A 25,355-nucleotide genomic window follows, 5' to 3' on the forward strand; every position below is an offset into this window, starting at 1 on the left:
ACACATGTTTAATCAGTTTGTGATATAAAACATCGTGCGGCTTTTCACTTATTATGAACGACTTTCCGCCTTAACTTCTAAATTCATACGTTCTTCAATCAATTTTGTTAATGCTCTTGATCCTTCAGGTACCAAGTGGACACCATCTGATGTAAAGTATTCAGGGTGCTTAGAAGCCTCTGAGTACCAATCTACGAGCGTGACGTGATCAAACTTTTCAGAAGCAGCTTTCAAGTTCTTGTTCACGGTGCTTTCCCACGAACGAGGAACGCGCGTATTCACTAAGTAAACGTCCGCGTGTGAAAAAGCTTTTAACAGTTGTTCAAGTTCTTCATTTGTAAAGTAGCCGTTTGTTCCTAACTCAATAATCACTGCACTGTTCGGATTATTAAATGCTTGATAGCTAGGAGTTAGCTGCAGTGCTTCATTGAGCTGCCTTCCTACTTTTCCGTCAATCGTAATACTAAGCGGCATCTCTTTAAGATTAGGAGCAATATCCAGCATGACCGAGTCTCCAATCGCAAGAACATCTCTGTAAGAATTCGGCTGCTGTTTTTCTTTGGCATCAGATTTTTCTTCCCCGGAACTCTTTTCCGCGTTCTCTGCTTTTTTATCATCCGCTTTGTTCTTGTCTTTGACAGAAGTTGAAGCATTTTCTTTATGATTCGTTTGAATTTTAACCTCTGTCTCTTTCGCTGTCGTTTCATCCTTTTGCTGCGTACTAATAGCAAAGCTTGTCATATCCGCTGTAAACAGCGCCAAAAAGAAAATGAGACTGCCCAAAACCGCTTGTCTCGAACGAGAGAGATTACGCCATTTAAAAAGCTCTCTCGGATGGTAGTGCCGGAAATAATAGCGAAAGCCGCGTGTGCGGATAGGCACTTCGATGTAACGGTAAGAAAGTTCAGCAATGATAAATGTAAGGCCTACTTGTAGCAGCGCATGCCAATAGACCGGGCGGCCAATCTCGGATACAGGTGTTGTAAGAACAATAACCGGATAATGCCACAAATAGATGCCGTACGATCTAGTACCAAGCCAGCGAAGCGGTTTAAACGACAGAGCTTTTCCTAAAAAACTACTAGGATGACTAATTGTTGCAACCAGTACAGCAGCGTTTAAACAAATCAGCAGCATCCCACCTTGATAAAGAAAAGATGCATGAGTATACTCATCAACGCTCCATACGCAGAGAATAAATACAAAGAAACTCACCATACTTACCGCGTTTAATACTTGCTTGCCTACGGCTGGAAGATTTTTTGATGATAAACGATACATCGGCCAGGCAAATGCAAGTAAACAGCCGATTAAAAGGGCAAACAGCCGAGTGTCAGTTCCATAATAAATACGGCTAGGATCTCCTCCTGGCTCATATAAAAAAGACATTAGAATAGCTGAGGCCATTACTCCAGCTAAAATGAATAGAGAAAGAATTCCTCTCTTTTTGATAAATTTTAAACCCAACAATAAAACAAGTGGCCACACAATATAAAACTGCTCTTCAATAGCCAGTGACCATAAGTTCTTTAATGGTGACGGTGACCCAAAACTATCAAAATATGAAACTTTATGAAAAATAAACCACCAGTTACTCATATAAAAAATAGACGATAATGCATCGCCTCGTAGCGTTGTTAACAATGGCCGGTTAAATAAAATAACCCAAGCTGCAGTTAATACTACCATCACATACACAGCTGGAAGAAGTCTTCTCGTTCGGCTGATCCAAAAATGCTTCAAATTTTTCAAAGGATTTTCCCAAGATTGCACGAGTAAAATCGAGGTAATTAAATACCCTGATAATACAAAGAAAACGTCAACTCCTAGAAATCCTCCAGATGCCCATCCAAATCCTAAGTGATAGGCAATGACAGACATAACAGCGAAAGCTCGAAGTCCATCCAAACTATATATATACCTATTTTTCTTTTCCTTTGCACTCATAAAAATGCCTCCAAGCAATATGTACAACAAATTTCTTCCTCAATAAATATTAAGAATATTACGTAATTGTTACATTTTTGTTACAAAAATCATTATATACAATATTATTACTTTCTTCAATATATCACTTACTTAAAATCAAAGAATAAGTAAAAAGAAACAAATTCATTATCTATCTTATTCATAAATTACTAATTTAGTAGTAGTCATATCGATTCTATCTGCGCAGTACTAAAGCCTAACATCTTTCTTTCACCTTACCCGTTTGAGAAATAGAAAAACTTCACACAATTGGTGAAGTTTCTAAGGTGTCTTTAGCATATCTAGGTGAGGAAGCCCTTCATCTGAATAAATATCGGAAACAGGTCTAAAACCAAACGATTCATAAAATGTTTGAAGTCTGCTTTGAGCTTGAATTTTAATTGTCTTCTCGTGCAACTCATTTTCTAAAAAATCAATTCCTCTTGCTACTAGTTCTCTTCCAAGACCTGTACCGCGCTGTGCTTGTTCTACAATAATGCGCCCCAGAGAAGCTTCCTGATAGCTAATTCCTTTTGGTAAAACTCTAAGGTATGCGATAATTTTCTCATTCTCTTTTTTGAACAAGTGATAAGCAAGTTTGTCTTTTCCATCTACTTCTAAGTAAGCACACTTCTGTTCGACAACAAAAATAGCGGTGCGAACCTGTAGAATTTCATAAAGCTCATCGTTTGTCAGCTCTTGAAATGATTTTATGCACCAAGTCATGATCCGCTCACCTTTTCTTATTGTTCTTTTTCAATTAAATTCAGCGTACGTTCAAGCCAATTGATATAGCTTGTCTCCCGGTCTTGAGCGCGAGATAGCACCAAATAATGACCAAATTGAGGAGACGAAACGGTAATGTGATGATTAACTTGTTCCAAAAGGTCATCCATTCGTTTCTTTAAAAAAGTTAGCTTCACTTTCCTGCTTGATAGCTGATTATCTATTTGCTGCTTTAACTCTTCTATTGACATGGATGAAGCAAAATAAGCTTTTAACATAAATTCATCTTTAGTTGTTTCAGGAATAGGATCAATCGTAGTGAGCCACTTGCTTAACTCCGCTCTTCCTTCTTCCGTTATCGAATACATCTTTTTTTCTAATTTCTTGCCTTGAATCACGGTTTCATAGCGAATAAATCCCTCTTCTGTTAATCGCTTTAACTCAGGATAAATCTGGCTGTGCTTAGCACTCCAAAAATTACCGACCTCTTCTTTAAAAAGTCTGGTAATGTCATACCCGCTGAGCTCCTTCTGATCTAAGAGCCCTAATATGGCATATTTTAATACTCTCATTCTGTTCCTCCACATTATTTCTTCCATCAGTATAGCATATAAACATTTCATTTACATGTTTGCCAAAACATGTTTGCATATACTTTTTATTTATCTTTTTTCTATTATTTTCTCTTTACAGATTAATTTAAATTTTTGAAAAGTTACCTCCACAATCAATGGTTTTCATGATAGTATAATGATATTCTTTCTGACATCAGTCATTAGCCATTTTGTATGATGAGTGTTCGAACTAATTTGAGGAGGAATTAATGTGATTACGTTAAACAGAGCTTATAATTTTAATGCAGGTCCGTCTGCGCTTCCCCTACCTGTCTTACAACTTGCTCAAGAGGAGCTAGTTAATTTTAAAAATACAGGTATGTCTGTGATGGAATTATCACATCGCAGCAAAGAGTTTGAAGATGTATTAACACATGCTAAAGAAACACTCACGGAATTGCTTAACATTCCAGATACACATGAAATTTTATTCCTGCAGGGCGGAGCAAGCCTGCAATTCTCTATGATTCCAATGAACTTTTTAGCTCCCGATCAAGTCGGTGCATATGTACTAACCGGATCATGGTCGGAAAAAGCATTAAAAGAAGCAAAGAAACTTGGAAAAACAGCAGTTGTTGCTTCTACTAAAGAAGAGAACTACCGCTCTATTCCAGCTTTAGATGACGTAAAGCTTCCAAAAGAAGAGATTGGGTACTTGCATATCACGTCCAACAATACCATTTTTGGTACACAATGGGCTGACTATCCTTCTATCGAAGGAGTAGACTTAATTGCCGACATGTCAAGTGACATTCTTTGCCGTCAAATTGATGTATCTAAGTTCTCACTCATTTATGCTGGTGCTCAGAAAAACCTCGGACCATCTGGTGTCACGGTTGTCATTTTGAAGAAAGAATTGCTTAAACGTATTCCTGAAGGTTTACCAACAATGCTGAATTATGAGACACACGTAAAGAGCAACTCTCTTTACAACACACCTCCAACGTTCGGCATTTACATGCTTTCACTTGTTTTAGATTGGATTAAAGAACAAGGTGGCGTTAAAGCAATTGAAGCCCAAAATCATAAAAAAGCTAAGTTACTCTACACAAGCATGGAACGTTCAAATGGTTTCTATACCCCTCACGCTACAGAGGAAAGCCGATCAATTATGAACGTAACGTTTACTTTACCAACCGATGAGTTAACGGCTGCGTTTTTACAGCAAGCAAAAGAAAAAGGCTTCGTAGGATTAGCTGGACACCGTTCAATCGGCGGATGCCGCGCTTCTATTTACAATGCTGTACCGCTTGAAGCGTGTGAAGCTCTTGCCGCCTTTATGGATGAATTTGCACAGGCAAACGCATAATTGGCAGAATTAACTGATCCTTTTTTCACATAAATATGTTACAATCAGTATGTAAATATATGCAATGGGCATAGACGCACTATTGGTATATTTCGAGCTTAGCTTAGAAGAGGAGAGATGAGAAATGAATACAAAGGTTTTAGTTTCTTTAGCGTTATTAGTCGGAATTGGAGCGGTTCTCCACACGGTGGTACCTCCTATTTTATTTGGAATGAAGCCAGATATGATGTTAACAATGATGTTTTTAGCAATCCTGTTGTTTCCTAGCATAAAAAATGTTGCATTGGTTAGCTTAACCACAGCGGTTATTTCTGCTTTAACAACAAGCTTTCCTGGCGGACAAATTGCAAACTTGATTGATAAACCAATTACAGCATTTGTTTTCTTTGCATTATTTATGCTTGTGAAAAAAGCAACAGGCATTAAAACACCAGTTGCCGCTGCTTTAACAGCTGTTGGCACGCTCGTATCAGGAACCGTATTCTTGTCTGCTGCCGCACTAATCGTCGGCTTACCGGGCGGAAACAGCGTCATGGCGCTTGTTGCTGCGGTTGTATTACCTGCAACAGTAGTGAATACAATCGTTATGGTCGTTATTTACCCAATTGTTCAATCCGTTCTAAAACGCACAAGCATCAAAGCAAAATTATCGTAACGTCAAGAGCCTGATTTAATTGAGAATCAGGCTCTTTTTTTACACCAAAAGCTAAGGCCCACCAAAGCGTGGCGGACCTTTAGATAAAACGGTTCATTTATAGTATGTTGCTGATCTTTTAGAAACAATCTACAGTTCGACTCTTAACTTTTTGTTTAAAAAGAAATGGTACAGAATGCTTTTCACTTAAATTTCATTTGCAGCTCATACAATAGGTATGAAGACTTACTATGTAATAAAGGTTTAAGTTCTTCATCCTAGGTTACATAATAAAGTATAAGCGCCAATAAAAAACTCGCAAAAGCCACTGTCGCACATGTAAGAGACTTTTGTTTCAGCACATGTTTAGGTGGATATGATGCCGTTCTAGTCGTAAGGCTAAACCATTTAAAGGCAGCCAGAAAAAAACTCAGGCTAATTATCAAAAGAATGAATAAAGCTACCCCATGTTGATAACCTCCTTCTTTTGTATAAATCTATGCTATTTTTTTATGATTATGTCAGAAGGAAGTGTTAGCAATTACTTTACTACATAGGAGGAAATAAATAATGAGCAGAATGAAAAAACTAGCAGCTGGAGCAGCAATCGGAAGCACCGTAGCCGCTATTACAACGCTTCTTGTTACTCCATATTCAGGACGAGAACTTAAACAGCGTGTCAGCTCTCGAAAAGACCGAGTTAACGCTTCACAACAAGAGCTCTCAACAAAAATAAAAGCTGTTTCTCAACAAGTACAAATGACCGCCAGAGAAGGAAATACTATAGTGAAAAATATCGCAAGTGACCTTTCTACTACCCTTGGTCAGTTTAAAGAAGAAATTGTCCCTCATAAGGAATCCCTTCAGCATCATTTGAAAGAAATCCAAAATTCTTTGTCAAACCTTGAGGAACATGTACAGACAACTAAAAATCCCAATGAAAAAATTGACAAAAAAGAAGGTTGAAACGCCTTCTTTTTTAATTTTTTAAAATTTTGTAAATTTACATCTTTATAATTTTTTATTTTATTGGCATAATAGAAGATAAATAAAAAAAGAGACTAAGTAGGTGGGAGAAGATGAAAAAGACTAGTGATCAAGATTACAGTTTGAAAGAAGCACTTCTATTTAGCCAACGCATTGCCCAATTAAGTAAAGCCCTTTGGAAAACCGTAGAGAAGGATTGGCAGCAATGGATTAAGCCTTATGACCTTAATATTAACGAGCATCATATTTTATGGATTTCATATCATTTAAACGGGGCTTCCATTTCCGAAATTGCCAAGTTTGGAGTTATGCACGTTTCTACTGCATTTAACTTCTCCAAAAAACTAGAAGAACGAGGTTTACTTGAGTTTTCTAAAAAAGAAAGCGACAAGCGAAATACGTACATTCAGCTGACAGATAAAGGCGAGGCCATTTTATTAGATTTAATGGAACATTACGAACCTTCTAATAATTCAGTGTTCAGCGGCGCACTTCCGTTGCGCGACTTGTACGGCAAATTCCCTGAATTTATGGAACTGATGACCGTCATCCGCAAAATTTACGGTGAAGATTTTATGGATATCTTCGAGCGATCTTTCCATCATATCGAAGAAGAATTCACTGAAGAAGATGGCAAGCTCGTCAAGAAAGACAAAGAGAACCACCAGGAGACTATTTCAAACTCTTAATGGTTAGTCCCTTATCCATTGAATAATTTCAAAAAATTCATTCATCACATCTTGATAAGAAGGTTGATAACGAAGCGATTCGACCGTCTCTCTGGGAGTTAATTTATAATTCAGCATGCCAACAAATTGTGTAAGAAGCGGAACAAAGTCTGTTAGACCTTCCGCTTTTTGCTCAATATATTCGTTTTTTGTATCTTCACACAGAATTAAAATTTCCTCTACTTCCTTCTTTGTAAGCTGATTTCTTACCACTAAATCAATAAATGGTTTAGCTTCTTGTTCAGATGTCCCAGATAACAGTTTTATGTAATATTCTAAACGTGATACTCGAGATTCTAAAGTTTCCATCCGCTTCCCCTACTCCTTCAACGTTCATATACCTCTACTCCATATTGTACATGATTCATTCATGTTCTTCCAAATAATTCTTTCTGCGTCATTCACATTTCCTGTTTAAGTAGCACCGTATAAAGATTTTCATATACTGATTATGTACTCACTGCATATATTAATATAAATCCCTCTGTCTTTTTTAACAATCCTTTTGCACAATGGGTAATTGTTACTCATTTCTTATCCATTCACTTTGCTATTTCGTTTAAAACCTATTTCTCAACTTCTTAACTACCCTTTATAAAATAAAAACCGCATTTCTGTGTAAATACCTTTTGAAATTCTTTGCTCAACTGTATATATAACTATCTATTTTACCGCTTTTTTGGTAATGTTAATATAGATATTTGTAAATTCATACAAAGCTGTACTATATAAATGACTATAAGACTTTTTGTCTTCGTCACACTGATTTTGTTAGGGGGATTTTTATGTACATATTCTTTATTGTATTTGCACTATTCATTTTATTCTACATCAATGCACTAACAAATACATTGTGTATTCAAAAAGAAATTCCAGCTGAAAAACAGCCTAAAGTTTTTCGTACGATTAATGTATTAATTACCATTTTATTAGTTTCATCTTATATTGAAGTATCATTTACATAAAAAACGGTGAGATGTCTCACCGCTTTTTTATAGGCTTAGCAAAAACAGCTAGCTCCGATGATAACTAATAAGATGAATAATACGACTAATAGCGCAAATCCACTGCCGTATCCGCATCCGTAAGAACCCATATCTATCGCCCCTTTCCTTTTATATTCATCTGTTTCCTAGTGGTAACATGCACAACCAACAATGACTAATAAGATAAACAGTACAACTAATAGTGCAAAACCGCCTCCATATCCGCCTCCGCTCATTTGAGCACCCCCTTTGTTTACTAATACTGCATCTTATGCATCAGCTCAAAAAACGTCTAGGCTTTTAGCCCAAACTCCATAATTTATTTCTCTTACTTCTCGTTTGGAAATTACTCTGTGAGTTTGTCTGCTGTTTTGAAAACGCTTTATAAAAAAGCCATCATAAGCGTATAATCACTTCATGCTTAGTGGAAAATAAATGTAAATTTACGTGGTTTTAACTTCATTTGCTAACATCAGGAAATGTGATATAGTAAATCTTGAGTCAAGCTACATAAGTAAAAATGATGAGTAGGAGTGTTTACGTATGAAAAAAAGCTTAGTTGCACTAACAACGGCAGCCAGCCTCGTTGCTTTATCAGCATGCAGTGGGGGAAATGATGCTTCAAATGCAAACGATTCTTCAAAAGTAATTGTAGAAACAAAAGCAGGGAATATCACTCAAGGTGATTTGTATAAGCAAATGAAAGATACAATCGGACAAGACCAATTTAATACACTCGTACGAAGCGTTACCGAAGAAAAAGTATTGAGTAAAAAATATAAAGTAACGGATAAAGAGCTTGATCAGCAGCTGAACATTCTAAGAGAACAATACGGTGATCAGGTGGATTCAGTTATTAAGCAAAAAGGCGAAAAAGAAGTCAAAGATATGCTAAAAGTGGATATTCTCCGTGAAAAAGCTGCTACGGCAGGCATTAAGGTATCGGACAAAGAGCTGAAAAAAGCTTATGATGAATATAAAGCTCAAAAACCTCAAATTCGCGCAAGCCATATTTTAGTAAAAGACGAAAAAACAGCAAACGAAGTAGAAGCGAAAATCAAAAAAGGCGAGGACTTTGCTAGTCTAGCAAAAGAATATTCAACGGATCAGCAGTCTGCAGCTAACGGCGGCGATTTAGGCTACTTCGGTGAAGGCCAAATGGTTAAAGAATTTGAAGAAGCGGCTTACAAGCTGAAAAAAGGTGAAGTAAGTAAACCAATCAAAACAGAGTACGGCTACCATATCATTAAACTAGTCGATAAAAAGAAAGTAGAATCGTTTGAGAAAAAGAAACCTGAACTTGAGCAGCAAATCAAACGTTCAAAAGTAGATCAAGCAGAAGCGAACAAGAAGATTCAAAAAGAGCTTGATAAAGCCAAAGTGGAAGTCAAAGATAAAAATGTAAAACCAATTTTCGAAGAAGGTGCGACAGATAGTCAATCTGGCGTAGAAACTCCTCAGCAGTAATGCTAAGAGCCTGTCACTCATGTGACAGGCTCTTTTATATAATCAGATGGAATCGCTGTTGCGTCTTTCTTTTTCCACTTGCATTCTTTCGATGAAGACTTGTCCTTCTTTTTCAATAAACGAATCATCCACTTGCTTATCATGTTGTGCAGCACGAATCGCCATAAATCCACTAAAGAAAATGCCTGCTACAACTAAATAAATCCAAATTGGTAGTGTCACCATATATTGATCCCCCATCACAGTTATTTACAACCACTATATGCGAAGGAAGAAAGACTTATACCTTTTTAATCAATCGTTGGTTTATAAAATGAGCGATTATCAAGTGCAAAAATACGCTCTGTAAACTCACCGGGCTTCACTTTTGTTAATGCTCGGTCCAGCATATTCATTTTAGCGTCTACATTGTCAATCAAATGAAGCATCTCAGCCTCTTTAATTAACGGCTTTTTCGGACTTCCCCACTCTTCCTTACCGTGATGCGATAATACAAGGTGCTGAAGAAGCATAACCTCTTCTCCTTCAATCGCTAATTCTTCTGCAGCTTTTCCAATTTCATTCACCATAATCGAAATATGGCCAAGCAGGTTCCCTTCGACTGTGTATATCGTCGAAACAGGACCTGAAAGTTCAAATACTTTGCCAAGGTCATGAAGAATAACTCCAGCGTACAGCAAGTCGCGGTTTAAGCTTGGATAAAGGGTTGAAAATGACTCAGCCAGCTTCAGCATAGACACCACATGATAGGCAAGTCCCGATACAAACTCATGGTGATTTTTAGTTGCTGCCGGATATTCTAGAAATTCCGTTTGATATTTTTTAAACAAATGGCGAGTGATGCGCTGGACATTCGAATTTTTCATTTCAAATATACTCTTTGTAATATGTTCGACCATTTCTTCTTGAGATAAAGGCGCCACTTCTAAAAAGTCAGATGTGCGCACTCCGTCTTGGGGCTGTGCAGGCCGAATGTTGCGTATTTTCAGCTGGTTGCGTCCGCGGTAATTCATTACTTCTCCAGCAGCTCGCACAATCTTTTGAGCAGCATAATTTTCCTCGTCATCTGGGGAAGCATCCCACAGCTTGGCTTCAATATCACCTGTTTTATCTTGCAGGATTACCGTTAAAAATGGCTTTCCATTGCTTGCAATTCCTCTCGTTGAGGATTTAATTAAAAAATAAAGATCAACTTGCTCTCCTACTTCGTATTGAGCAATTCCTTTTGTCATGATCTTTTCCTCCTTACCACTTCATTCTATGTATTTGATAACGAAGCTCTTATCGCTTCGTCCGCTTCGCTTATTTACAGCTCTTTACATTTCATTTTACCATCGCTTGGCACCGAATGCACGGGTAGACGCTTTTTCATACAAGATGAGATTGCGACATAACAAAATCAATGCAATCTAAAGACGAACAAATTGGATAAAGGAGCTGAACTGCTCGAGACACCGCTGTTGATTTCCGTGCAAGACTTCGTTTTCTGCGTGAGGGCGCTGAGCCTCCTCGTCTCCTCCGTTCCTGCGGGGGTCTCACCTATTCCGCTTTTCCCTCAGGAGTCTTCGTCTTGCTCTCCAATTCACAGCTAGAAGCAGCCACATATATGAAAACTATGGTCACTATAGCAACAAAAAAATCCGAACGAGTTGGATTCTCCCTCAAGAATCTAGGTTGTTCGTTCGGATCTTCCTTCAACTAAACTACTTTTATCTCAGCCTCTCACTTCTTTATGTTTCTTTTTTCGTTAGCTGCAGCGCCTTTTTAATATCTTTAAAAGAGGTAGATTGCCCATACATAAGGACTCCTCCTTTATACACACGGGCACCAAATATAGCTAAAGCCGTAATCGTCACAACTAAAATCCCTATCGATACACTCACTTCCCACACAGGAACATTTAACATCCCTACACGCAAAAACATAATCATCGGAGCAAAAAATGGGATAAAAGATGTGACCGTAATGATTGTGGTTTCAGGATCACCAAGTCCAAACATAGCAATTAAAAAAGCAGCCACAATCACAAGGGTCATAGGCGTAATCATTTGCTGTACATCTTCAATACGGCTCACAAGAGAACCTAAAAAAGCCGCGAGCGTAGCAAAAAGGAAGTACCCCAATATGAAGAAGACAAATGCATACACGAATGTAGTCAGCGGAACATCATTAAATCCGAGATAAGAAAAGATACCGTTATGATTTGTTTCCACACTGGCTTTTAACGATGTGTAGCCCACGCTCAGTATCACTGCAAGCTGTGTTAAGCTGAGCAGTGCAATTCCAATGATTTTAGCAAACATTTGTGTAATAGGTGATACGCTCGATACAAGGATCTCCATAACGCGGGATGATTTTTCAGTAGCTACTTCCATCGCAATCATGCTCCCATACATGATAACGGCAAAATAAATAACAAACAGCAGTACATATACAAGACCTCTTGCTTGATTTAGCTCTTGTTCTGTTTTGGCATTTTCAACTAACGCTTTCTTTTTAAATGAAACAGGGCTGTAAAGCTGATCAATTTGCTTTTCTTCTAAACCGATTTTTACTGTAGCCATAGCCACTTTTGTTTGCTGTACCGCCTGTTCTAAGGTAGAAGAAAGATTTGATTCGGCCAAAGAATTAGCTTTGTACACAGCTTGAGGCAGCTGCTTATCGTTTAAAGATAAGAGTAAATAGCTATCGAGCTCCCCGTTTTTTACCGCTTGTTTTGCCTTAGACTCAGACGTAAATTCTTTTAAATGAATGTCTTTATCCATGACATTTACATTTTGTTTGAACAATGTATATACGCTTTCCACTTCATAGATGACACCCACATTTGTTCCATTATCGTCTGAATTAAAAACGTCGATAATTTTCTCCATATTTGTAAGAGCAACTAGAATAAGAGCAGTAATAATCGTTGTAATAATAAAAGATTTTGTTTTTAATTTATTAAGATATGTATGAAAGACAATGACCCAAAATTTATTCATAGGAAGCACCTACCTTTTCAATGAAAATATCATTTAATGAAGGCTCTTCCACTGCAAATTTAGATACAAATGAAAAGTGTTTAAGTTCTTGAAAAATGAGTTGTGATACGGATTCATGTTGAATTTGAACAATCATGCCTTCAACCGTTTTTTTCACCTTTACAACGCCTTCAAGCTCTGTAATTCTCTCAAATGGACCTTTTCCGTGTACAATAACGTTTTTCTTTCCAAATGAACGTTTGATCTCCGGGAGCCTTCCATACACTACAGGCGTTCCATGATGCATAATACATAAATATTCACAAAGTTCTTCCACATGTTCCATTCGATGACTTGAAAAAACAATCGTCGTTCCGCGCTTTTTCAAATCAAGCACCGCTTCTTTTAATACCTCTACGTTTACAGGATCCAAGCCGCTAAAAGGTTCGTCTAAAATAAGCAGCTCGGGCCGATGAATAACGGAGGCAATAAATTGAATTTTTTGCTGATTTCCTTTGGATAGCTCTTCTACTTTTTTGGAAGCATATTGAGGAATATTAAATCGAGATAACCAGTGCTCCATTTCTTGCAGCACGTGCGCTTTTTTCATTCCGCGCAGCCGTCCAAGGTACACAAGCTGATCTTTGACTTTTAATTTTGGATACAGTCCCCTTTCTTCTGGAAGGTAGCCAACTAGATGACTTCTACTGTAAGTTAAAGATTTATCATTCCATTGGATGTGACCTGAGGTTGGTTCAATGAGCCCTAAAATCATTCGAAACGTCGTCGTTTTGCCAGCACCGTTTGCACCTAAAAAACCAAACACTTCGCCTTTTGGAATTTGCAGGGATAGCTCGTTTACAGCTGTAAATTCACCGTACCTTTTTGAAACTTCACGGATAGAAAGAGACATTTAATTCCTCCTTTGTAAATAAACCTATGTTTATTGTATGGAAAAAAATGATATCTGTAAACCTTAGCAGGATTTAAGGGAATAGGACGAGAAATATGTTGAATACGCTTACAATTATACTATAAGAGGAGAGTAGATTTTATGAGTACTTACACATTAACCGCTTTTGAAAAGACTGGAGAAAAATTAATAGATGAAAGTTTCGAAGCAGCTTCTGATACAGAAGCAAAGACTGTCGGCACCAAGAAGTTAGAAGAGCTTTCCTATTTAGAAAAAACGCATCGATGCGTTAGCTCTAGCGGAAAACTTGTATTGTTTCATCGTTAATACAAAACGCCGGAAAGTTTTAGCTTTCCGGCGTTTTATATTACTTTACAGCTTCTTTTAGTTCTTTACCAGCTTTAAATGCCGGTACTTTTGATGCTGGAATTTGCATTTCTTCACCCGTTTGAGGGTTACGGCCTGTACGAGCAGCACGCTCGCGTACTTCAAATGTACCGAAGCCGATTAACTGAATTTTTTCACCTTCACCTAGCGTTGATGAAATTGTTTCTAGTAATGCATCAACTGCTTTAGATGCATCTGCTTTTGTTAACTCTGATTTTGTTGCCACTGCGTTTACTAAATCTGTTTTGTTCATTTCCAATCACCTCATTAGTTTCTACATTATCTTGTGTTACCACTGTTTTGCAACTTTTAAACATGCTCTATCAATATGATAGACAAAAATATTGGCTTTTAAACTAGTTCACTTAATTTTCGGAAATATCTTTTTCACTTTGATTAAAAACAGGCGCTCGCTTTTCCAGAAACGCACGTACACCTTCCTTATGATCCGAACTTCGGCTCATAGCAAACTGACTTCTTTTCTCAAGCGCAAGCACTTGCTTTAATTGTGAAAGAGATGTCTCCACATAAATTCGCTTTGTTTCCTTCAAAGCACGTGAAGGTTTTTTTAGCCAATATGAGAGATAATCTTCTACATGCTTCGCCAAATCTCCTTCTTTTATTTCATCAATTATGCCAAATTGATGAGCTTCCTCTGCTTTTAATGTCTTTCCTGCCCAAATTAGCTGTTTTGCACGATGAGCACCGATGCGCTTTTCTAGTAAAAAGTGACCGCCTCCGTCTGGAATTAGAGCAATACCGATAAAGTTCATCGCAATTTTTGTGTGTCTTTCTGCAATAATATAATCAGAAGCAAGCGCAATGCTGAGCCCTAGCCCTGCTGCCGCACCGTGCAGTACACTTATCGTCATTTGAGGAAGGCTGTATAAAGTCAGAACGGCTTCATTAATCAAATCCATCACCTGCTCAAAACGTTCTGATTGTGAAGGTGACATCATCATATTAATATCTCCGCCTGCTGAAAATACTTTTCCGTTTCCTTTTACTACTAAAAAGTCCGCTTCGCTTTCTTCGACAACTTTTAAACATTGAATAAACTGCTCTAGCACTTCTTCGTTTAATGCATTTAACGCATCCGGCCTGTTAAACGAAATTGTGGCGATACGCTCTTGCAAAACTAGTTCTACTACTTTTAATTCGACGGTCATCTTACTCACCCTTTCTGATAATGATTGAGGACTTGTTCACGAAGCGTACGTTTTAAAAATTTTCCTACCGTTGTCTTTGGAATTGCATTCATAAATAAAATGTCATCTGGAAGCCACCATTTTGCAAACTGCGGCGCTAAAAATCCGAGCAGCTCTTCTGATGAAACGATGCCTTTGTATGCATCTTTTAACACGACACAAGCCACTGGACGCTCTTGCCACACCTTATGAGGGACTGCTATGACACAGGCTTCAAAAACAGCTTCATGGGCAATAAGCGCGTTTTCTAGATCAACCGATGAAATCCATTCTCCTCCGCTTTTAATTAAATCTTTTGTTCGGTCTACGATTTTGATGGTTCCCTCTTCGTCAACCGTTACAATATCTCCGGTATACAGCCAGCCGTCTTTAAACGTATCTTCTGTTCTTTTATCCTTGTAATATTCAGAAGCTACCCATGGGCCCTTTAGTAATAGCTCACCCATTTCCACTCCATCCCAAGCAACTTCTCCATTTTGACCTATTACTTTCATTTCAACCCCAGGAACTAAGAAACCTTGCTTTGCTTTTACGTTGAGCTGATACTCAAAGTCTTCACTGTACTGATAGCTTTTTAAGCGGGAGACGGTCACCACAGGGCTTGTTTCCGTCATTCCGTATGCATGCATAAATTCAATTTGATATTTTTCCTGAAATTCTCGAATGACGCTTTTTGGAGCCGCTGATCCACCGCATAAAATAGCTCGCAAACTATCAACTGCGTAAGGTTTTTCTTCTAACTCTTGTAAAAAATTTAACCAAACGGTAGGCACAGCTGCAGCAAGAGTTACTTTCTCTTGTTCAATCAGAGAAGCAATCGTCTCTGAAGTACAAAAAGCACCCGGCAGCACGAGCTTTGTTCCAAACCAAACGGCAGCAAAAGGAATTCCCCATGCGTTCACGTGAAACATTGGAACAATAGGCATAGCGGTATCAGCTTCTGATAATCCAGCACTATCAGCAAGCCCTAGCGCCATACAGTGCAAATAAATAGCGCGATGAGAATATACAACGCCCTTTGGCTCTCCTGTAGTAGCAGAGGTATAACAAAGACCTGCTGGTTCTTCTTCGTTTACATCTTGAACAAAAGAATGCGATGCATCCCCTTGCTTAATCCAATTTTCGTAATGATAAACTGGCAAGTCTGTTTCTGGCAGCTCATCTTCATCTGACATAATGATATAGGCTTCAACATGTGGAAGTTTTTGATGAATGCTTTCAAATAAAGGTAAAAAACATTCATCAAATAAAATGACTTTATCGCGTGCATGGTTAATGATGTATACAATTTGCTCAGGATCTAACCGGATATTGATGGTGTGAAGAACAGCGCCTATTCCGGGCACGGCAAAATAAGCTTCTAGATGTCTATGATGATTCCATGCAAACGTCCCGACTCTTTCTCCTCGCTTCACTCCAATTTGTTCTAGCATACTAGAGAGCTGCCGAGTCCGTTTTATTAACTGATTATAAGTTAAACGCTGAATTCCTTTTGAAGATTTAGAAATCACTTCTTTTTTACTAAACAGCTTTTCAGCTCTTTCCATCATAGATGATACGGTTAACTGTACATTCATCATTAAGCGGCACCTCGAATCGTCATAATAAGAGAACGCTTACAACTTTTTTATATATTCAACAGATTCCGACATTTCCCTGCCGGAAATAAAAAAAGATCACTAAAAAGTGACCTTTTTATTTCATAAATAATTCATCTAAAATCTTGAGTTTCTCTTGTGTGTAGTGCTCGAATCCATCGTTATACGATTTTGGGTCTTTTGGATTCGCAAACCTTGTAATAATGCCTGTTTCTGGATGCACGAACTTACTAGATGCACCGCATCCAAGACCAATAATCGTCTGCTTTTCTTCCATGATCATAATATTGTACAGGCTCTCTTGACCAGGGAATGAATATCCAACGTTCTCTAAATTACCTAAAATATTTTTTTGGCGATATAAATAATAAGGTTCATACCCTTGTTCTTGAGTCCACTCCGTTGCTAAATCCATCATTTTACCAATTTCATAGCGATCTGCCACTTTGTATTTCCGTTTATTTTGAGTCATTTCAGACGCGCGTTTAAACGATAGCGTATGAACCGTTAAAGATTCAGGAAGCAATTTTTTAGATTCGTCTAGCGTATGCTGAAATTCTTCTACACCTTCATTTGGAAGCCCAATAATTAAGTCCATGTTAATGTTATTCATCCCCATTTTTCGAGAAAGATGAAATTTATCAATAGTTTCTTCAACTGTATGATGACGTCCAATAGCTTTTAAGGTTTCTTGAATATAAGACTGCGGATTTACACTAATCCGGTCAATATTCCATTTGTTCAAAACAGCTAGCTTTTCTTCCGTAATCGTATCGGGTCTTCCTGCTTCTACCGTAATTTCACGGATATTTTGTACATCCGGGAACGATTCATACATCTCTTCATACAGCATGTCCATTTCTTCAGCGGTAATGCTCGTTGGTGTGCCTCCACCATAATAGACGGTTGTAATCTTGACGTTATTGTCTTTTAGCCATTTTCCTACTTCACGCATTTCATAATGCAAGCCGCCTAAAAATGACGTAACGGATCCTTGACGTCCGTTAATCGCATAGGCTGGGAATGTACAGTATGCACACTTCGTCGGACAAAACGGAATGCCTATATAAATGCTGACTTCATTCTTTAACTCATGTAAATCGGGAATAGCTGCTAGTTGACGATCTACAATATGCTGCATTAAATTAATTTTGTCATCGGTAATTAAATATTCTTCCTTTAGCTCACGATGCGCTTGTTCTTTACTTTTGCCTGACTGCAGTTTCATATGAAGCAGCTTCGTCGGACGTATACCGGTCAAAATACCCCATTTTTGAACAATGCTTGTATACTCCTGTAGTACAGATAAGTAGACGCGAAGCACCACATTTTTTATTTGCTTAAATTCTTCTTTTTCTGTTTCATACGGCATAAACGATTTAGAAAGCTCTTCTGTAAACACCTTGTCCGTTTCAGCGTCATGCAGCACTGCTTTCGCATAAATTTCTTCATGAACTTTTAGCTCTACTTCGACCTTCAGCTGAGCTTCGTTATCATCCTCAAAGGAGACATTGCTTTCTTCAAAAAACAAATCTGAAATTCGGTGAAGCGGACGTAAAAAACGCTCATCTTCTATACCTTTTATATAAATGTTCAATATAATCACCTTTCAAATCAATTCTATCTAAGTAATCAGTTTACAAAACCTACGTATGTCCGGTCAAGGTGCTCAGCTCAAGGGAATGCGCGGACAGGAAAAAAACGGAAAAAGAGATTGAGGCATAACTACATTCATTCAATCTAAAGATGAACAAATGGGATAAATGAGCTCATATGAATCACTCCTTACACCTCTGTTGATTTCCGCGCAAGGCTTTGCTTTCCGCAGGCGGCCAATGAGCCTTCTCGTCGCTTGCGCTTTTCCCACAGAAGTCTTCGCCTTGCACTCCAATCAACAGCTAGAAGCACCTACATATATAAAACCTACGTTCACTCTTCCAATAAAAAAATCCGAACGAATTGGATTCTCTATCAAGAATCTCGATTCACGTTCGGATCTTTCTTCGGCTAAACTGCTTTTGTTCTAGCCTCTTTTTCCTTTATTTATTTTAAACGAAAGCTGTCAATTTGATGAAGATAACCAAGGCGCTGCTGCTTTCTAAATAGTTCTTTCACCATATAGGCTACACCATTTTCATTATTAGAACGAGTAACCCAATCCGCAAGCATTTTTAATTCTGTTGGTGAATTGCCCATGGCCACACCCATTCCCGCATGTTCAATCGTTTCTAAATCATCATAGCAATTTCCAATTGCTACTACGTCTTCCATTGGTATCCCTAAGCGATTTGCTACATAACGAACGCCGGCAGCTTTTGTGGCTCCTTTTGGCGTAATATAACATCTATTTTCATTTGGATACGAAAACCATTCAATATCCGGAACCGCACTAGCAATTGTTTGCTCGGCGTATTCTTTTTCTCTACGATCTGCAAAATACACTTCTATTTTTGGCGTAGAAACAGGTTCATCACGAAGCGTATCTCCTAATGAATCTACGAACTGCACGGGATAAAAGAGCGGTTCTCCCGTTTTTAACACGCTTTTAGCTACAATATTATTCGGAAGCTTTACACGATTTCCAATTGAAAACCTTTCATGTAAAATGCGGACATGACAATTAAAATTTTCAAAAAGCTGAATGAGATTAAATGTTTTTTCCTCGCTAATTCTCTTATCTAGTATCGGTTTGTCTATCGATGTTCCGATAAAGGCACCGCTATGAGTAATGAGCATTGCTGGATGAACTTTAAGTGACCGAGCAATTTTTTTAGCAGACGGAAAATGCCTGTTTGTTACTAACGTAACGTAAACCCCTTTATTTTTAACGAATTGAATTGCGTCTTTCGTTTCTTTTGTAACGCGCCCTTGGCTATTTAAAATGGTTCCATCAATATTCAACGCTAGCAATCGATAAGCCATATGAGAACCCCTTCTTTCATAGATGTCTAATCCGTTAGGATACGGTTATAAATGACCTTTTCATGATAGTCGGCATGTGTAGCCTTGTTACTAAGCTTATGAGCAGAACTGCACAATTAGAAGGAATTTCCGCATAAAAAAAGAGGAAAAGATTTCTCTTTTCCTCTTTCCTCTATCTCTTATTCAGCCGCACCGTAAAGTTCTTCAAGTGGCTTCATGATAATTTTGTTTAATTCACCAATTACCATGCTCATACGTTGCTCAGCTTCCATTAGCTTCGCGATATTTTGATCTTGTTGAACGATTGCAACTGTTTGTTGAGCTTGCTGAACTTCTTCTTCAGTGATTTCTTGGCCCATCATTTGCTTTTGTTGCAGCTCCATTTGCATTGTACGGAAACGCTCAAATAATTGTTTTGAACCTTGATCAGCATTTACTGCTGCATATAAGTTTTTTAAGTTTGTGTAATCGTCGCTTTGACGAATTGCTTTTTCTAAATCATTTGCTACATCATGTAAGTTTACAGACACGTTAAGTTCCTCCTAATTAAGTTCTATAATTTCTTGACTTCCCTAACTATAACAAATTATTATATAAAATTCAGCTTAAGACCTTTATTTTCTCCGAAAACGATAAATTCTCTTCACAGATTGGGCTAATTCCTCATAGTATATATCAGCATTCGCCTACTAAAGGAAAGAAAAAGAGGATTCGTTTATGAATACTTTTACCATTTCTCTAAAACCATTAGAGAACCATATGAGCAGCGACATTTACATTAGTTCTGCTCTGTTCTCACGTGTGAAGTGCAAGCACGAGTTTACGTTAACAGTAGGTTCCATCACGAAAGAAGTCGAAGCCACCGTGTTTCAGCATCGAGAATGCTGTTTCATGATGTCAGAAGCTCTATTTACAGACTTTCGCTTTCCGTATGAAACACATCAGCTGAGAGGCATTTATGAAGAGAACTCGTTTAGGTTAGGACCCGTAGTTAGCATCGTAACAGAAGTTCGAGAAGATGAAGAACTTTTTGGCTCCATTTCTGTATTTTGTAAGGAATTTGTTCAAGCTTGCAAGGAGTTAGGGTGTTTTTGCTATGTGAGCAAATTAAGCGACGTGAAGTCATTATCCCCTAAAGGATATGTTTATCGCGCTGATCGATGGGTTTATTCAGACGTTCCCTTTCCGGGAATCGTACACAACCGGATTCATGCCAGGAAAACGGAGCAAACCGCTGATTTTCAAACCTTTAAAACATTTTTAAAAGAACATGACGTTCCTTTCTTTAACGCACGCTACTTAAATAAATGGACGGTTTTTCAACAGCTTAAAGATGTCGTACACTTGCTTCCATATTTGCCAAAAACGTATCAGCTTCGTTCACGGCAAGATCTTCTTGACGCTTTGGAACTTCATGACGATGTTTTTTTGAAGCCTGTTCATGGTAGCCAAGGAAAAAACATTTTTAAAATTTCAAAAAAAGAGAAGTATATTTTAGACTATACAACATTTACGCAGCCGTATGAAAAAGAATATGAATCTCTTTATGACTTATTTGAAACGCTTTATAGTCAATTAAAAAGGCAAGGATTCCTCATCCAAGAAGGAATTTCACTGCAGACATACAAACAGTGCCCTTTTGATTTCCGCATTCTCTGTCATAAAAAAGACGACTTGACGTGGAAAATCACGTCCATTGTCACACGTGTATCAAAACCCGGCAATTTTGTCTCAAATCTTGCCCGTGGAGGAGATATTCATCCTCCTCAGCAAGTGTTAACTCAGCTCTATGATTCAAAAACTACGCGCCATATCCTTTCACTTTTAAAAGAGATTGCGATTGAAATTTGCACGCAGCTTTCTCATCCGTCTGAACTTTATGCCGAATTCGGTATTGATTTAGCGATTGATCAAGAAGGAAAGCCTTGGATTATTGAAGTAAATGTCAAACCTTCCAAACAATCCGATTCAAGCGCTTTCTCTGTCCGTCCATCAACAAAAGCACTGCTTGATTATTGTCTGCATGCAACGAATTTTCAATTTCCCAAGGAGGATTTATGATGATTTCATTAGGCTTTTTAACGATTCACCCACAGCAAGAAGTGGAGTACGTGACCGAAATTGCTAAACATGCTTCTGAGTTTTCGATTGAAATATACCGTTTTACTCCTTTTAACATTCATCCTAACACCGAAAATATTGAAGGCTTCCGCTACGATTTACAACAAGAGAAATGGATAGAAGATTCCTTCTTACTTCCTTCGTTTATTTACGATCGCTGCTTTTATCGAAAAGACTCGCTGTCTAAAAAGGCTCGCCCTATTGTAAACTGGCTTAAACAGCGGGAAGATGTTACATTTTTAGGCCATGGATTACCCAATAAGCTAGATGTCTATGAAGTAATTAAAAAAGATAGCTATTTATCTTCATATATTCCTCCTACCACTCCAATCGAAAGTGTAGAGCAACTTGTCCAGCTGCTTCGAACAAACGATAGCCTAATGATTAAACCTGCCAACGGCTCACAAGGTAAAGGGATTGTGAAATTAAGACAGCGCGGACGTGAAATTGAAGCTTCTTATCAACAAAATGACATTGTAAACACCATTCTATTTTCCTCTTTTCAAGAGTTTAAGAGCTGGTTTACGAAAACCACTCGTGATGTACTGTATATTGCTCAGCCCCATATTTCATTTTTCCCTTATGAACGCACTCCTTTTGATATAAGACTGCTATTACAAAAAGGAAACGATGGTGCTTGGAAAGAAATTGGAAGAGGCATTAGACAAGGTGAACGGGACTCTATTGTAACAAATGTAAGTTCAGGAGCATCTATTGTACCTTTTGAAAACTTGCTGCCTCGCATCCCTCGCGTTCATCGTCAATATGTAATGGATGAAATCAACACCATTTGTAAAACGATTCCGTCCGTGCTGGAAAATCACTTTCCTTCTCTTTTTGAATTAGGTATTGATTTATGTATCTCGAGAGACTTCAGCATCTGGATTCTAGATTTAAATTCGAAACCGGGAAGAAAAATAGTAATGGAAACAGCACCTGAACAAAAAGAAGTCATGTATAAAAATGTCCTGTCTTACTGCGTCTATTTAGCTAACACACTATCGTATCGTAAGGAGTAATGCTATGAAAAAAACTCTTACTCGCCTTGTTGTAGTAGAGCAGCTAGGCTGTGATCTTTCTGTTCCTGCATCTCTTTACAAAGACTCCTTGAAACAAGCAGCTTTTGGAACAATGACAGCTCCATGCCTTATACAATCTTCAGAACGTGAAGAAATTCAGATTTCAGCTGAGCTAATGACAAAACTTCAAATTCCTTTCGCCCATATGATGCATCCTATTATTGTGAATGAGACCATTCACTTAGGACCTTTAATCGGTGTGTTATCCGCTGGTTTTACTGGTTCTCTGCTGCGGCCAATTGGAAAGCGTTCCCTTCACTTAGCTAAACTTCTTTCTACTGCAAGTATAACAGGGGGCCTGCCTTTTATTTTTGGAACTCATCATATCAACTGGGAAACCGGGACCATAAACGGCTATTTTTATGAAGAAAGCGGCTGGACACAGCATGAAATCCCGCTTCCTAACGTTGTATATAATCGTTTGCCAAATCGAAAAACAGAAGGGTTAGCTCCTTTTAAGTTCATTAAAGAAAAGATGATGACTGATTACGGCATTCCATTTTTTAATCCTGATTTTTTCAACAAGTGGGAAATTCATGAGCTTTTAAAACTGAACGAGCAGACAGCCTATTTGTTACCTTATACGGTTGAAAGTCCTTCGTGTGAGCAAATAAAAAAACTTCTGCTTCTTCATCAAACCGTTTATTTAAAACCGAAAAACGGAAGCTTAGGCCGCGGCATTTATACCCTATCTTTTAAGGATTCCATATACACGCTGACTTACAAAGGAGAAAAAGGTCTTCATGTTCAAGAAAAAGAAACCTTAGAGGATCTATTATCAGAATTTGAATATTTACTTACTAATCCTTCCTACATTGCTCAGCAGGGTATTTCATTAATCCAAAAAGAAAAGCGCTGTGTAGACTTTCGCGTGCATACGAATAAAAACGGGAATAACCAATGGGTGCTTACTGCTCTAGCTGCTAAAGTAGCCGGTCCCAACAGCATCACTACGCATCTTGATTACGGCGGAGAAATTGAAGCTACAGCTAAAATATTCACCAACCCTTCTTACAAAAAAGAAATTGAAAATAAGCTAAAAGATGCCGCTATCTCAATTAGTCATGTGCTTGAACAGGAGTTGAACGGATTAATTGGAGAGCTTGGATTCGATTTTGGAGTGGATTATCAAGGAAACGTATGGCTGTTTGAAGCTAACTCTAAGCCCGGTCGCTCTATTTTTTCACACCCTGCCTTACGAAAAGCGGATCAACAAACTAGAAAACTTTCTCTAGAATACGCGATTTACTTGTCTGGATACTATCTAAATACACCTGAAGGCATCAGCATATGATTACAATTTACTATCACAAAGAAAAGCAGCAGTGGTTTCATCACAACCCTTCAGCATCTTACACATGGGGAGTTCAAGAAATTGAACTTCCCTTTACTCAAAACATTTCTTCTACTCAAGCTTTTCTTCGTTTAAAAGGAGGAAAAGTCGGTCCTATTGTGGGAGTTTTAACGAACAAGGCTGTTTTGGAAAAACTGAATGTAAAACAGCGTCCTTTATTGGAACTCTTACATCATACCCTGCAAGAAAAAGGAGGGCTTCTTGCTTTATTCGCTGAAGAAACAATGTCTCATCACTTCTTTGAAGGGTATTGCTTTGACGGTGCAAAAAAGCAGTGGATCAAAACAACTTTGCCGCTGCCAAACGTTATATATAATCGTTATCCAGGAAGAAAATCAGAAACCAAGAAGCTGACATCTTTGCATCAAAAAATTAAAGGCAAGCACATTCCACTTTTTAACTCCGCTTTTTTTTCAAAATGGAAAGTATATCAATTATTTTCAAAGGATCCACTGCTATCTTCTCACCTTCCTAAAACCTATCGTTTAACACCAGAAATTGATATTGCTAAGCTTCTGCAAAAACACTCTTCCCTTTACTTTAAGCCTATTAACAGCAGTAAAGGTGCTGGAATTTTCCGATTATCTTTCCATAAGCATACGATTATTTATCAAGATCATAAACGCAAAGAAGAATTTTCTTCTTTACAAGCAATTGACCTTCCCAAGTCTGCTTATCTCATTCAAGAAGCGATTGAGACGCAACCATTCAAAGACAGGCGCTATGACTTACGTATTTTAGCCCACCACAAAGATAGCCAATATGTTATTAGCGGCGTCGGTATTCGACATAGTCCCTATCAATCCATTACAACACATACGTTAAACGGCGGCAGCATTTCATCTTTTCAAGATCTTGAAGATGAAGTAGATACTTCCTTTCTTTCGTCCTTTGTAAATACGTGCGGGCAAGTCCTTCAAAAGTCCTTCCCTCTAGTTGAAGAATTTTCTCTTGATATGGCAAAGTCAGCCCAAGGACAGTATTATTTGTTTGAAGTGAATGCAAAACCGATGATTTTTGATGAAACAGATATTCAAACGCAAGGTGCTAAACACATATGCAACATATTTTACAAATTAACAAAATTTTTAGATTAAATGATTTTTCATCTCCTTTTCTCATGGTAAGCTTATAATAACTAATTGAGAAAGGAGATTTTCTTTATGGTTTCACACTTTCAGGTTAAACCACTGTATCAAAATAATCGAATGCCGGGCTGGCACATCTCGTTTTATATGAATAGGGTTTATTATGAGGCTGATTATTTAAAAGATGGACAAATTGTATGGAAAACTGCGCTTTCTAATCAAATAGATGAAACACAATTAATTGATTATATTCATGAGCTTATGCTTTTTCACGTTTATGAATAGTAAGCTTTCACCGAAGGG

At 37.9% G+C, this 25,355-nt stretch carries 29 protein-coding genes; 12 read left to right on the forward strand and 17 right to left on the reverse strand.

The genetic code is table 11. The features are described 5' to 3' along the window. Positions 1 to 51 precede the first annotated feature (51 nt). The 3 genes from ACFX4E_RS23560 to ACFX4E_RS23570 all read right to left on the reverse strand — a co-directional run bounded on the left by ACFX4E_RS23560 (position 52) and on the right by ACFX4E_RS23570 (position 3,266). Positions 52 to 1,947 carry an acyltransferase family protein gene (locus tag ACFX4E_RS23560; RefSeq protein ID WP_043981713.1) on the reverse strand — a complete coding sequence of 632 codons (1,896 nt, stop codon included), beginning with the start codon at positions 1,945 to 1,947 and terminating at the stop codon, positions 52 to 54. A 303-nt stretch (positions 1,948 to 2,250) separates the two neighbouring features. Then, positions 2,251 to 2,694, reverse strand: coding sequence for a GNAT family N-acetyltransferase (locus ACFX4E_RS23565; RefSeq protein WP_028410277.1), 444 nt, complete (start codon positions 2,692 to 2,694; stop codon positions 2,251 to 2,253). A gap of 17 nt (positions 2,695 to 2,711) precedes the next feature. After that, positions 2,712 to 3,266, reverse strand: a complete 555-nt coding sequence (locus tag ACFX4E_RS23570; protein ID WP_025752934.1) for a PadR family transcriptional regulator — start codon at positions 3,264 to 3,266, stop codon at positions 2,712 to 2,714. Between the two features lie 253 nt (positions 3,267 to 3,519). On the opposite strand from ACFX4E_RS23570, the gene serC reads away from it, so the two are divergent. Continuing rightward, positions 3,520 to 4,617, forward strand: a complete 1,098-nt coding sequence (gene serC / locus ACFX4E_RS23575; RefSeq protein ID WP_098332973.1) for a 3-phosphoserine/phosphohydroxythreonine transaminase — start codon at positions 3,520 to 3,522, stop codon at positions 4,615 to 4,617. 124 nt (positions 4,618 to 4,741) lie between these two features. Then, entirely contained in the window at positions 4,742 to 5,272 is a 531-nt protein-coding gene (locus tag ACFX4E_RS23580) for a tryptophan transporter (protein WP_025752938.1), read from the forward strand. Positions 5,273 to 5,529: 257 nt separating this feature from the next. Here ACFX4E_RS23580 and yhzF read toward each other — a convergent pair whose 3' ends face one another. Further along, positions 5,530 to 5,748, reverse strand: coding sequence for a membrane protein YhzF (gene yhzF, locus ACFX4E_RS28255; RefSeq protein WP_464722081.1), 219 nt, complete (start codon positions 5,746 to 5,748; stop codon positions 5,530 to 5,532). A gap of 73 nt (positions 5,749 to 5,821) precedes the next feature. Between yhzF and ACFX4E_RS23585 the strand changes: the two genes are divergently transcribed. Continuing rightward, on the forward strand, positions 5,822 to 6,217 hold the full coding sequence (locus ACFX4E_RS23585) for a YtxH domain-containing protein (protein ID WP_013055314.1): 396 nt from the start codon (positions 5,822 to 5,824) through the stop codon (positions 6,215 to 6,217). 113 nt (positions 6,218 to 6,330) lie between these two features. After that, complete coding sequence (locus ACFX4E_RS23590) at positions 6,331 to 6,927, forward strand: HTH-type transcriptional regulator Hpr (RefSeq protein ID WP_014461677.1); 597 nt, start codon at positions 6,331 to 6,333, stop codon at positions 6,925 to 6,927. 3 nt (positions 6,928 to 6,930) lie between these two features. On the opposite strand, the gene ACFX4E_RS23595 is transcribed toward ACFX4E_RS23590, so the two are convergent. Then, a complete protein-coding gene (locus ACFX4E_RS23595; protein ID WP_013081673.1) occupies positions 6,931 to 7,275 on the reverse strand; it encodes a DUF1878 family protein in 345 nt (114 codons plus the stop codon). A gap of 476 nt (positions 7,276 to 7,751) precedes the next feature. On the opposite strand from ACFX4E_RS23595, the gene ACFX4E_RS23600 reads away from it, so the two are divergent. Next, the gene (locus ACFX4E_RS23600) at positions 7,752 to 7,931 is read left to right on the forward strand and encodes a hypothetical protein (RefSeq protein WP_013055312.1); all 180 of its coding nucleotides are present in this window, start codon (positions 7,752 to 7,754) and stop codon (positions 7,929 to 7,931) included. Positions 7,932 to 7,966: 35 nt separating this feature from the next. Here ACFX4E_RS23600 and ACFX4E_RS23605 read toward each other — a convergent pair whose 3' ends face one another. Next, a complete protein-coding gene (locus tag ACFX4E_RS23605) occupies positions 7,967 to 8,062 on the reverse strand; it encodes a YjcZ family sporulation protein (protein WP_016762974.1) in 96 nt (31 codons plus the stop codon). Between the two features lie 36 nt (positions 8,063 to 8,098). Continuing rightward, positions 8,099 to 8,188, reverse strand: a complete 90-nt coding sequence (locus ACFX4E_RS23610) for a YjcZ family sporulation protein (RefSeq protein ID WP_016762973.1) — start codon at positions 8,186 to 8,188, stop codon at positions 8,099 to 8,101. 307 nt (positions 8,189 to 8,495) lie between these two features. Between ACFX4E_RS23610 and ACFX4E_RS23615 the strand changes: the two genes are divergently transcribed. Next, positions 8,496 to 9,419 carry a peptidylprolyl isomerase gene (locus ACFX4E_RS23615; RefSeq protein ID WP_013055311.1) on the forward strand — a complete coding sequence of 308 codons (924 nt, stop codon included), beginning with the start codon at positions 8,496 to 8,498 and terminating at the stop codon, positions 9,417 to 9,419. 42 nt (positions 9,420 to 9,461) lie between these two features. On the opposite strand, the gene ACFX4E_RS23620 is transcribed toward ACFX4E_RS23615, so the two are convergent. The 4 genes from ACFX4E_RS23620 to ACFX4E_RS23635 all read right to left on the reverse strand — a co-directional run bounded on the left by ACFX4E_RS23620 (position 9,462) and on the right by ACFX4E_RS23635 (position 13,295). After that, the gene (locus tag ACFX4E_RS23620) at positions 9,462 to 9,644 is read right to left on the reverse strand and encodes a sporulation YhaL family protein (RefSeq protein ID WP_013055310.1); all 183 of its coding nucleotides are present in this window, start codon (positions 9,642 to 9,644) and stop codon (positions 9,462 to 9,464) included. Between the two features lie 65 nt (positions 9,645 to 9,709). Next, entirely contained in the window at positions 9,710 to 10,651 is a 942-nt protein-coding gene (yhaM, locus tag ACFX4E_RS23625; RefSeq protein WP_013055309.1) for a 3'-5' exoribonuclease YhaM, read from the reverse strand. A gap of 498 nt (positions 10,652 to 11,149) precedes the next feature. Then, positions 11,150 to 12,403 carry an ABC transporter permease gene (locus tag ACFX4E_RS23630; protein ID WP_060745402.1) on the reverse strand — a complete coding sequence of 418 codons (1,254 nt, stop codon included), beginning with the start codon at positions 12,401 to 12,403 and terminating at the stop codon, positions 11,150 to 11,152. Next, a complete protein-coding gene (locus tag ACFX4E_RS23635; RefSeq protein ID WP_060745401.1) occupies positions 12,396 to 13,295 on the reverse strand; it encodes an ABC transporter ATP-binding protein in 900 nt (299 codons plus the stop codon). Before ACFX4E_RS23635 ends, ACFX4E_RS23630 begins: the two co-directional genes overlap by 8 nt. A 141-nt stretch (positions 13,296 to 13,436) precedes the next feature. Between ACFX4E_RS23635 and ACFX4E_RS23640 the strand changes: the two genes are divergently transcribed. After that, entirely contained in the window at positions 13,437 to 13,622 is a 186-nt protein-coding gene (locus ACFX4E_RS23640) for a YhzD family protein (protein WP_025752944.1), read from the forward strand. 40 nt (positions 13,623 to 13,662) lie between these two features. Here ACFX4E_RS23640 and ACFX4E_RS23645 read toward each other — a convergent pair whose 3' ends face one another. The 6 genes from ACFX4E_RS23645 to ACFX4E_RS23670 form a co-directional block, all read right to left on the reverse strand. Further along, positions 13,663 to 13,935 carry an HU family DNA-binding protein gene (locus tag ACFX4E_RS23645; protein ID WP_013055305.1) on the reverse strand — a complete coding sequence of 91 codons (273 nt, stop codon included), beginning with the start codon at positions 13,933 to 13,935 and terminating at the stop codon, positions 13,663 to 13,665. Between the two features lie 112 nt (positions 13,936 to 14,047). Beyond that, positions 14,048 to 14,851, reverse strand: a complete 804-nt coding sequence (locus ACFX4E_RS23650) for an enoyl-CoA hydratase (protein WP_028410271.1) — start codon at positions 14,849 to 14,851, stop codon at positions 14,048 to 14,050. 5 nt (positions 14,852 to 14,856) lie between these two features. Next, positions 14,857 to 16,470 (reverse strand): long-chain fatty acid--CoA ligase, encoded by a 1,614-nt coding sequence (locus ACFX4E_RS23655; protein WP_377259214.1) that lies wholly within the window; start codon positions 16,468 to 16,470, stop codon positions 14,857 to 14,859. A gap of 115 nt (positions 16,471 to 16,585) precedes the next feature. Beyond that, positions 16,586 to 18,085, reverse strand: a complete 1,500-nt coding sequence (locus ACFX4E_RS23660) for a coproporphyrinogen III oxidase (protein ID WP_028410269.1) — start codon at positions 18,083 to 18,085, stop codon at positions 16,586 to 16,588. Between the two features lie 446 nt (positions 18,086 to 18,531). After that, complete coding sequence (locus tag ACFX4E_RS23665) at positions 18,532 to 19,410, reverse strand: Cof-type HAD-IIB family hydrolase (protein ID WP_013055300.1); 879 nt, start codon at positions 19,408 to 19,410, stop codon at positions 18,532 to 18,534. Positions 19,411 to 19,589: 179 nt separating this feature from the next. Further along, positions 19,590 to 19,940, reverse strand: coding sequence for a YlbF/YmcA family competence regulator (locus tag ACFX4E_RS23670; RefSeq protein WP_013055299.1), 351 nt, complete (start codon positions 19,938 to 19,940; stop codon positions 19,590 to 19,592). Positions 19,941 to 20,127: 187 nt separating this feature from the next. Between ACFX4E_RS23670 and ACFX4E_RS23675 the strand changes: the two genes are divergently transcribed. The 5 genes from ACFX4E_RS23675 to ACFX4E_RS23695 all read left to right on the forward strand — a co-directional run bounded on the left by ACFX4E_RS23675 (position 20,128) and on the right by ACFX4E_RS23695 (position 25,337). After that, complete coding sequence (locus tag ACFX4E_RS23675; RefSeq protein WP_060745399.1) at positions 20,128 to 21,471, forward strand: YheC/YheD family endospore coat-associated protein; 1,344 nt, start codon at positions 20,128 to 20,130, stop codon at positions 21,469 to 21,471. Continuing rightward, the gene (locus ACFX4E_RS23680) at positions 21,468 to 22,550 is read left to right on the forward strand and encodes a YheC/YheD family endospore coat-associated protein (RefSeq protein ID WP_225049873.1); all 1,083 of its coding nucleotides are present in this window, start codon (positions 21,468 to 21,470) and stop codon (positions 22,548 to 22,550) included. The genes ACFX4E_RS23675 and ACFX4E_RS23680 overlap by 4 nt, the downstream gene beginning before the upstream one ends. Before the next feature lie 4 nt (positions 22,551 to 22,554). Then, complete coding sequence (locus ACFX4E_RS23685; protein WP_377259211.1) at positions 22,555 to 23,904, forward strand: YheC/YheD family endospore coat-associated protein; 1,350 nt, start codon at positions 22,555 to 22,557, stop codon at positions 23,902 to 23,904. Beyond that, positions 23,901 to 25,061 carry a YheC/YheD family endospore coat-associated protein gene (locus ACFX4E_RS23690; RefSeq protein ID WP_098526269.1) on the forward strand — a complete coding sequence of 387 codons (1,161 nt, stop codon included), beginning with the start codon at positions 23,901 to 23,903 and terminating at the stop codon, positions 25,059 to 25,061. Before ACFX4E_RS23685 ends, ACFX4E_RS23690 begins: the two co-directional genes overlap by 4 nt. Before the next feature lie 66 nt (positions 25,062 to 25,127). After that, positions 25,128 to 25,337 carry a YheE family protein gene (locus ACFX4E_RS23695; protein WP_013055294.1) on the forward strand — a complete coding sequence of 70 codons (210 nt, stop codon included), beginning with the start codon at positions 25,128 to 25,130 and terminating at the stop codon, positions 25,335 to 25,337. The last annotated feature ends 18 nt before the right edge of the window (positions 25,338 to 25,355 follow it).

The sequence above is a fragment of the Priestia sp. YIM B13491 genome, assembly GCF_042787605.1.
Taxonomy (GTDB): domain Bacteria; phylum Bacillota; class Bacilli; order Bacillales; family Bacillaceae_H; genus Priestia; species Priestia megaterium_E.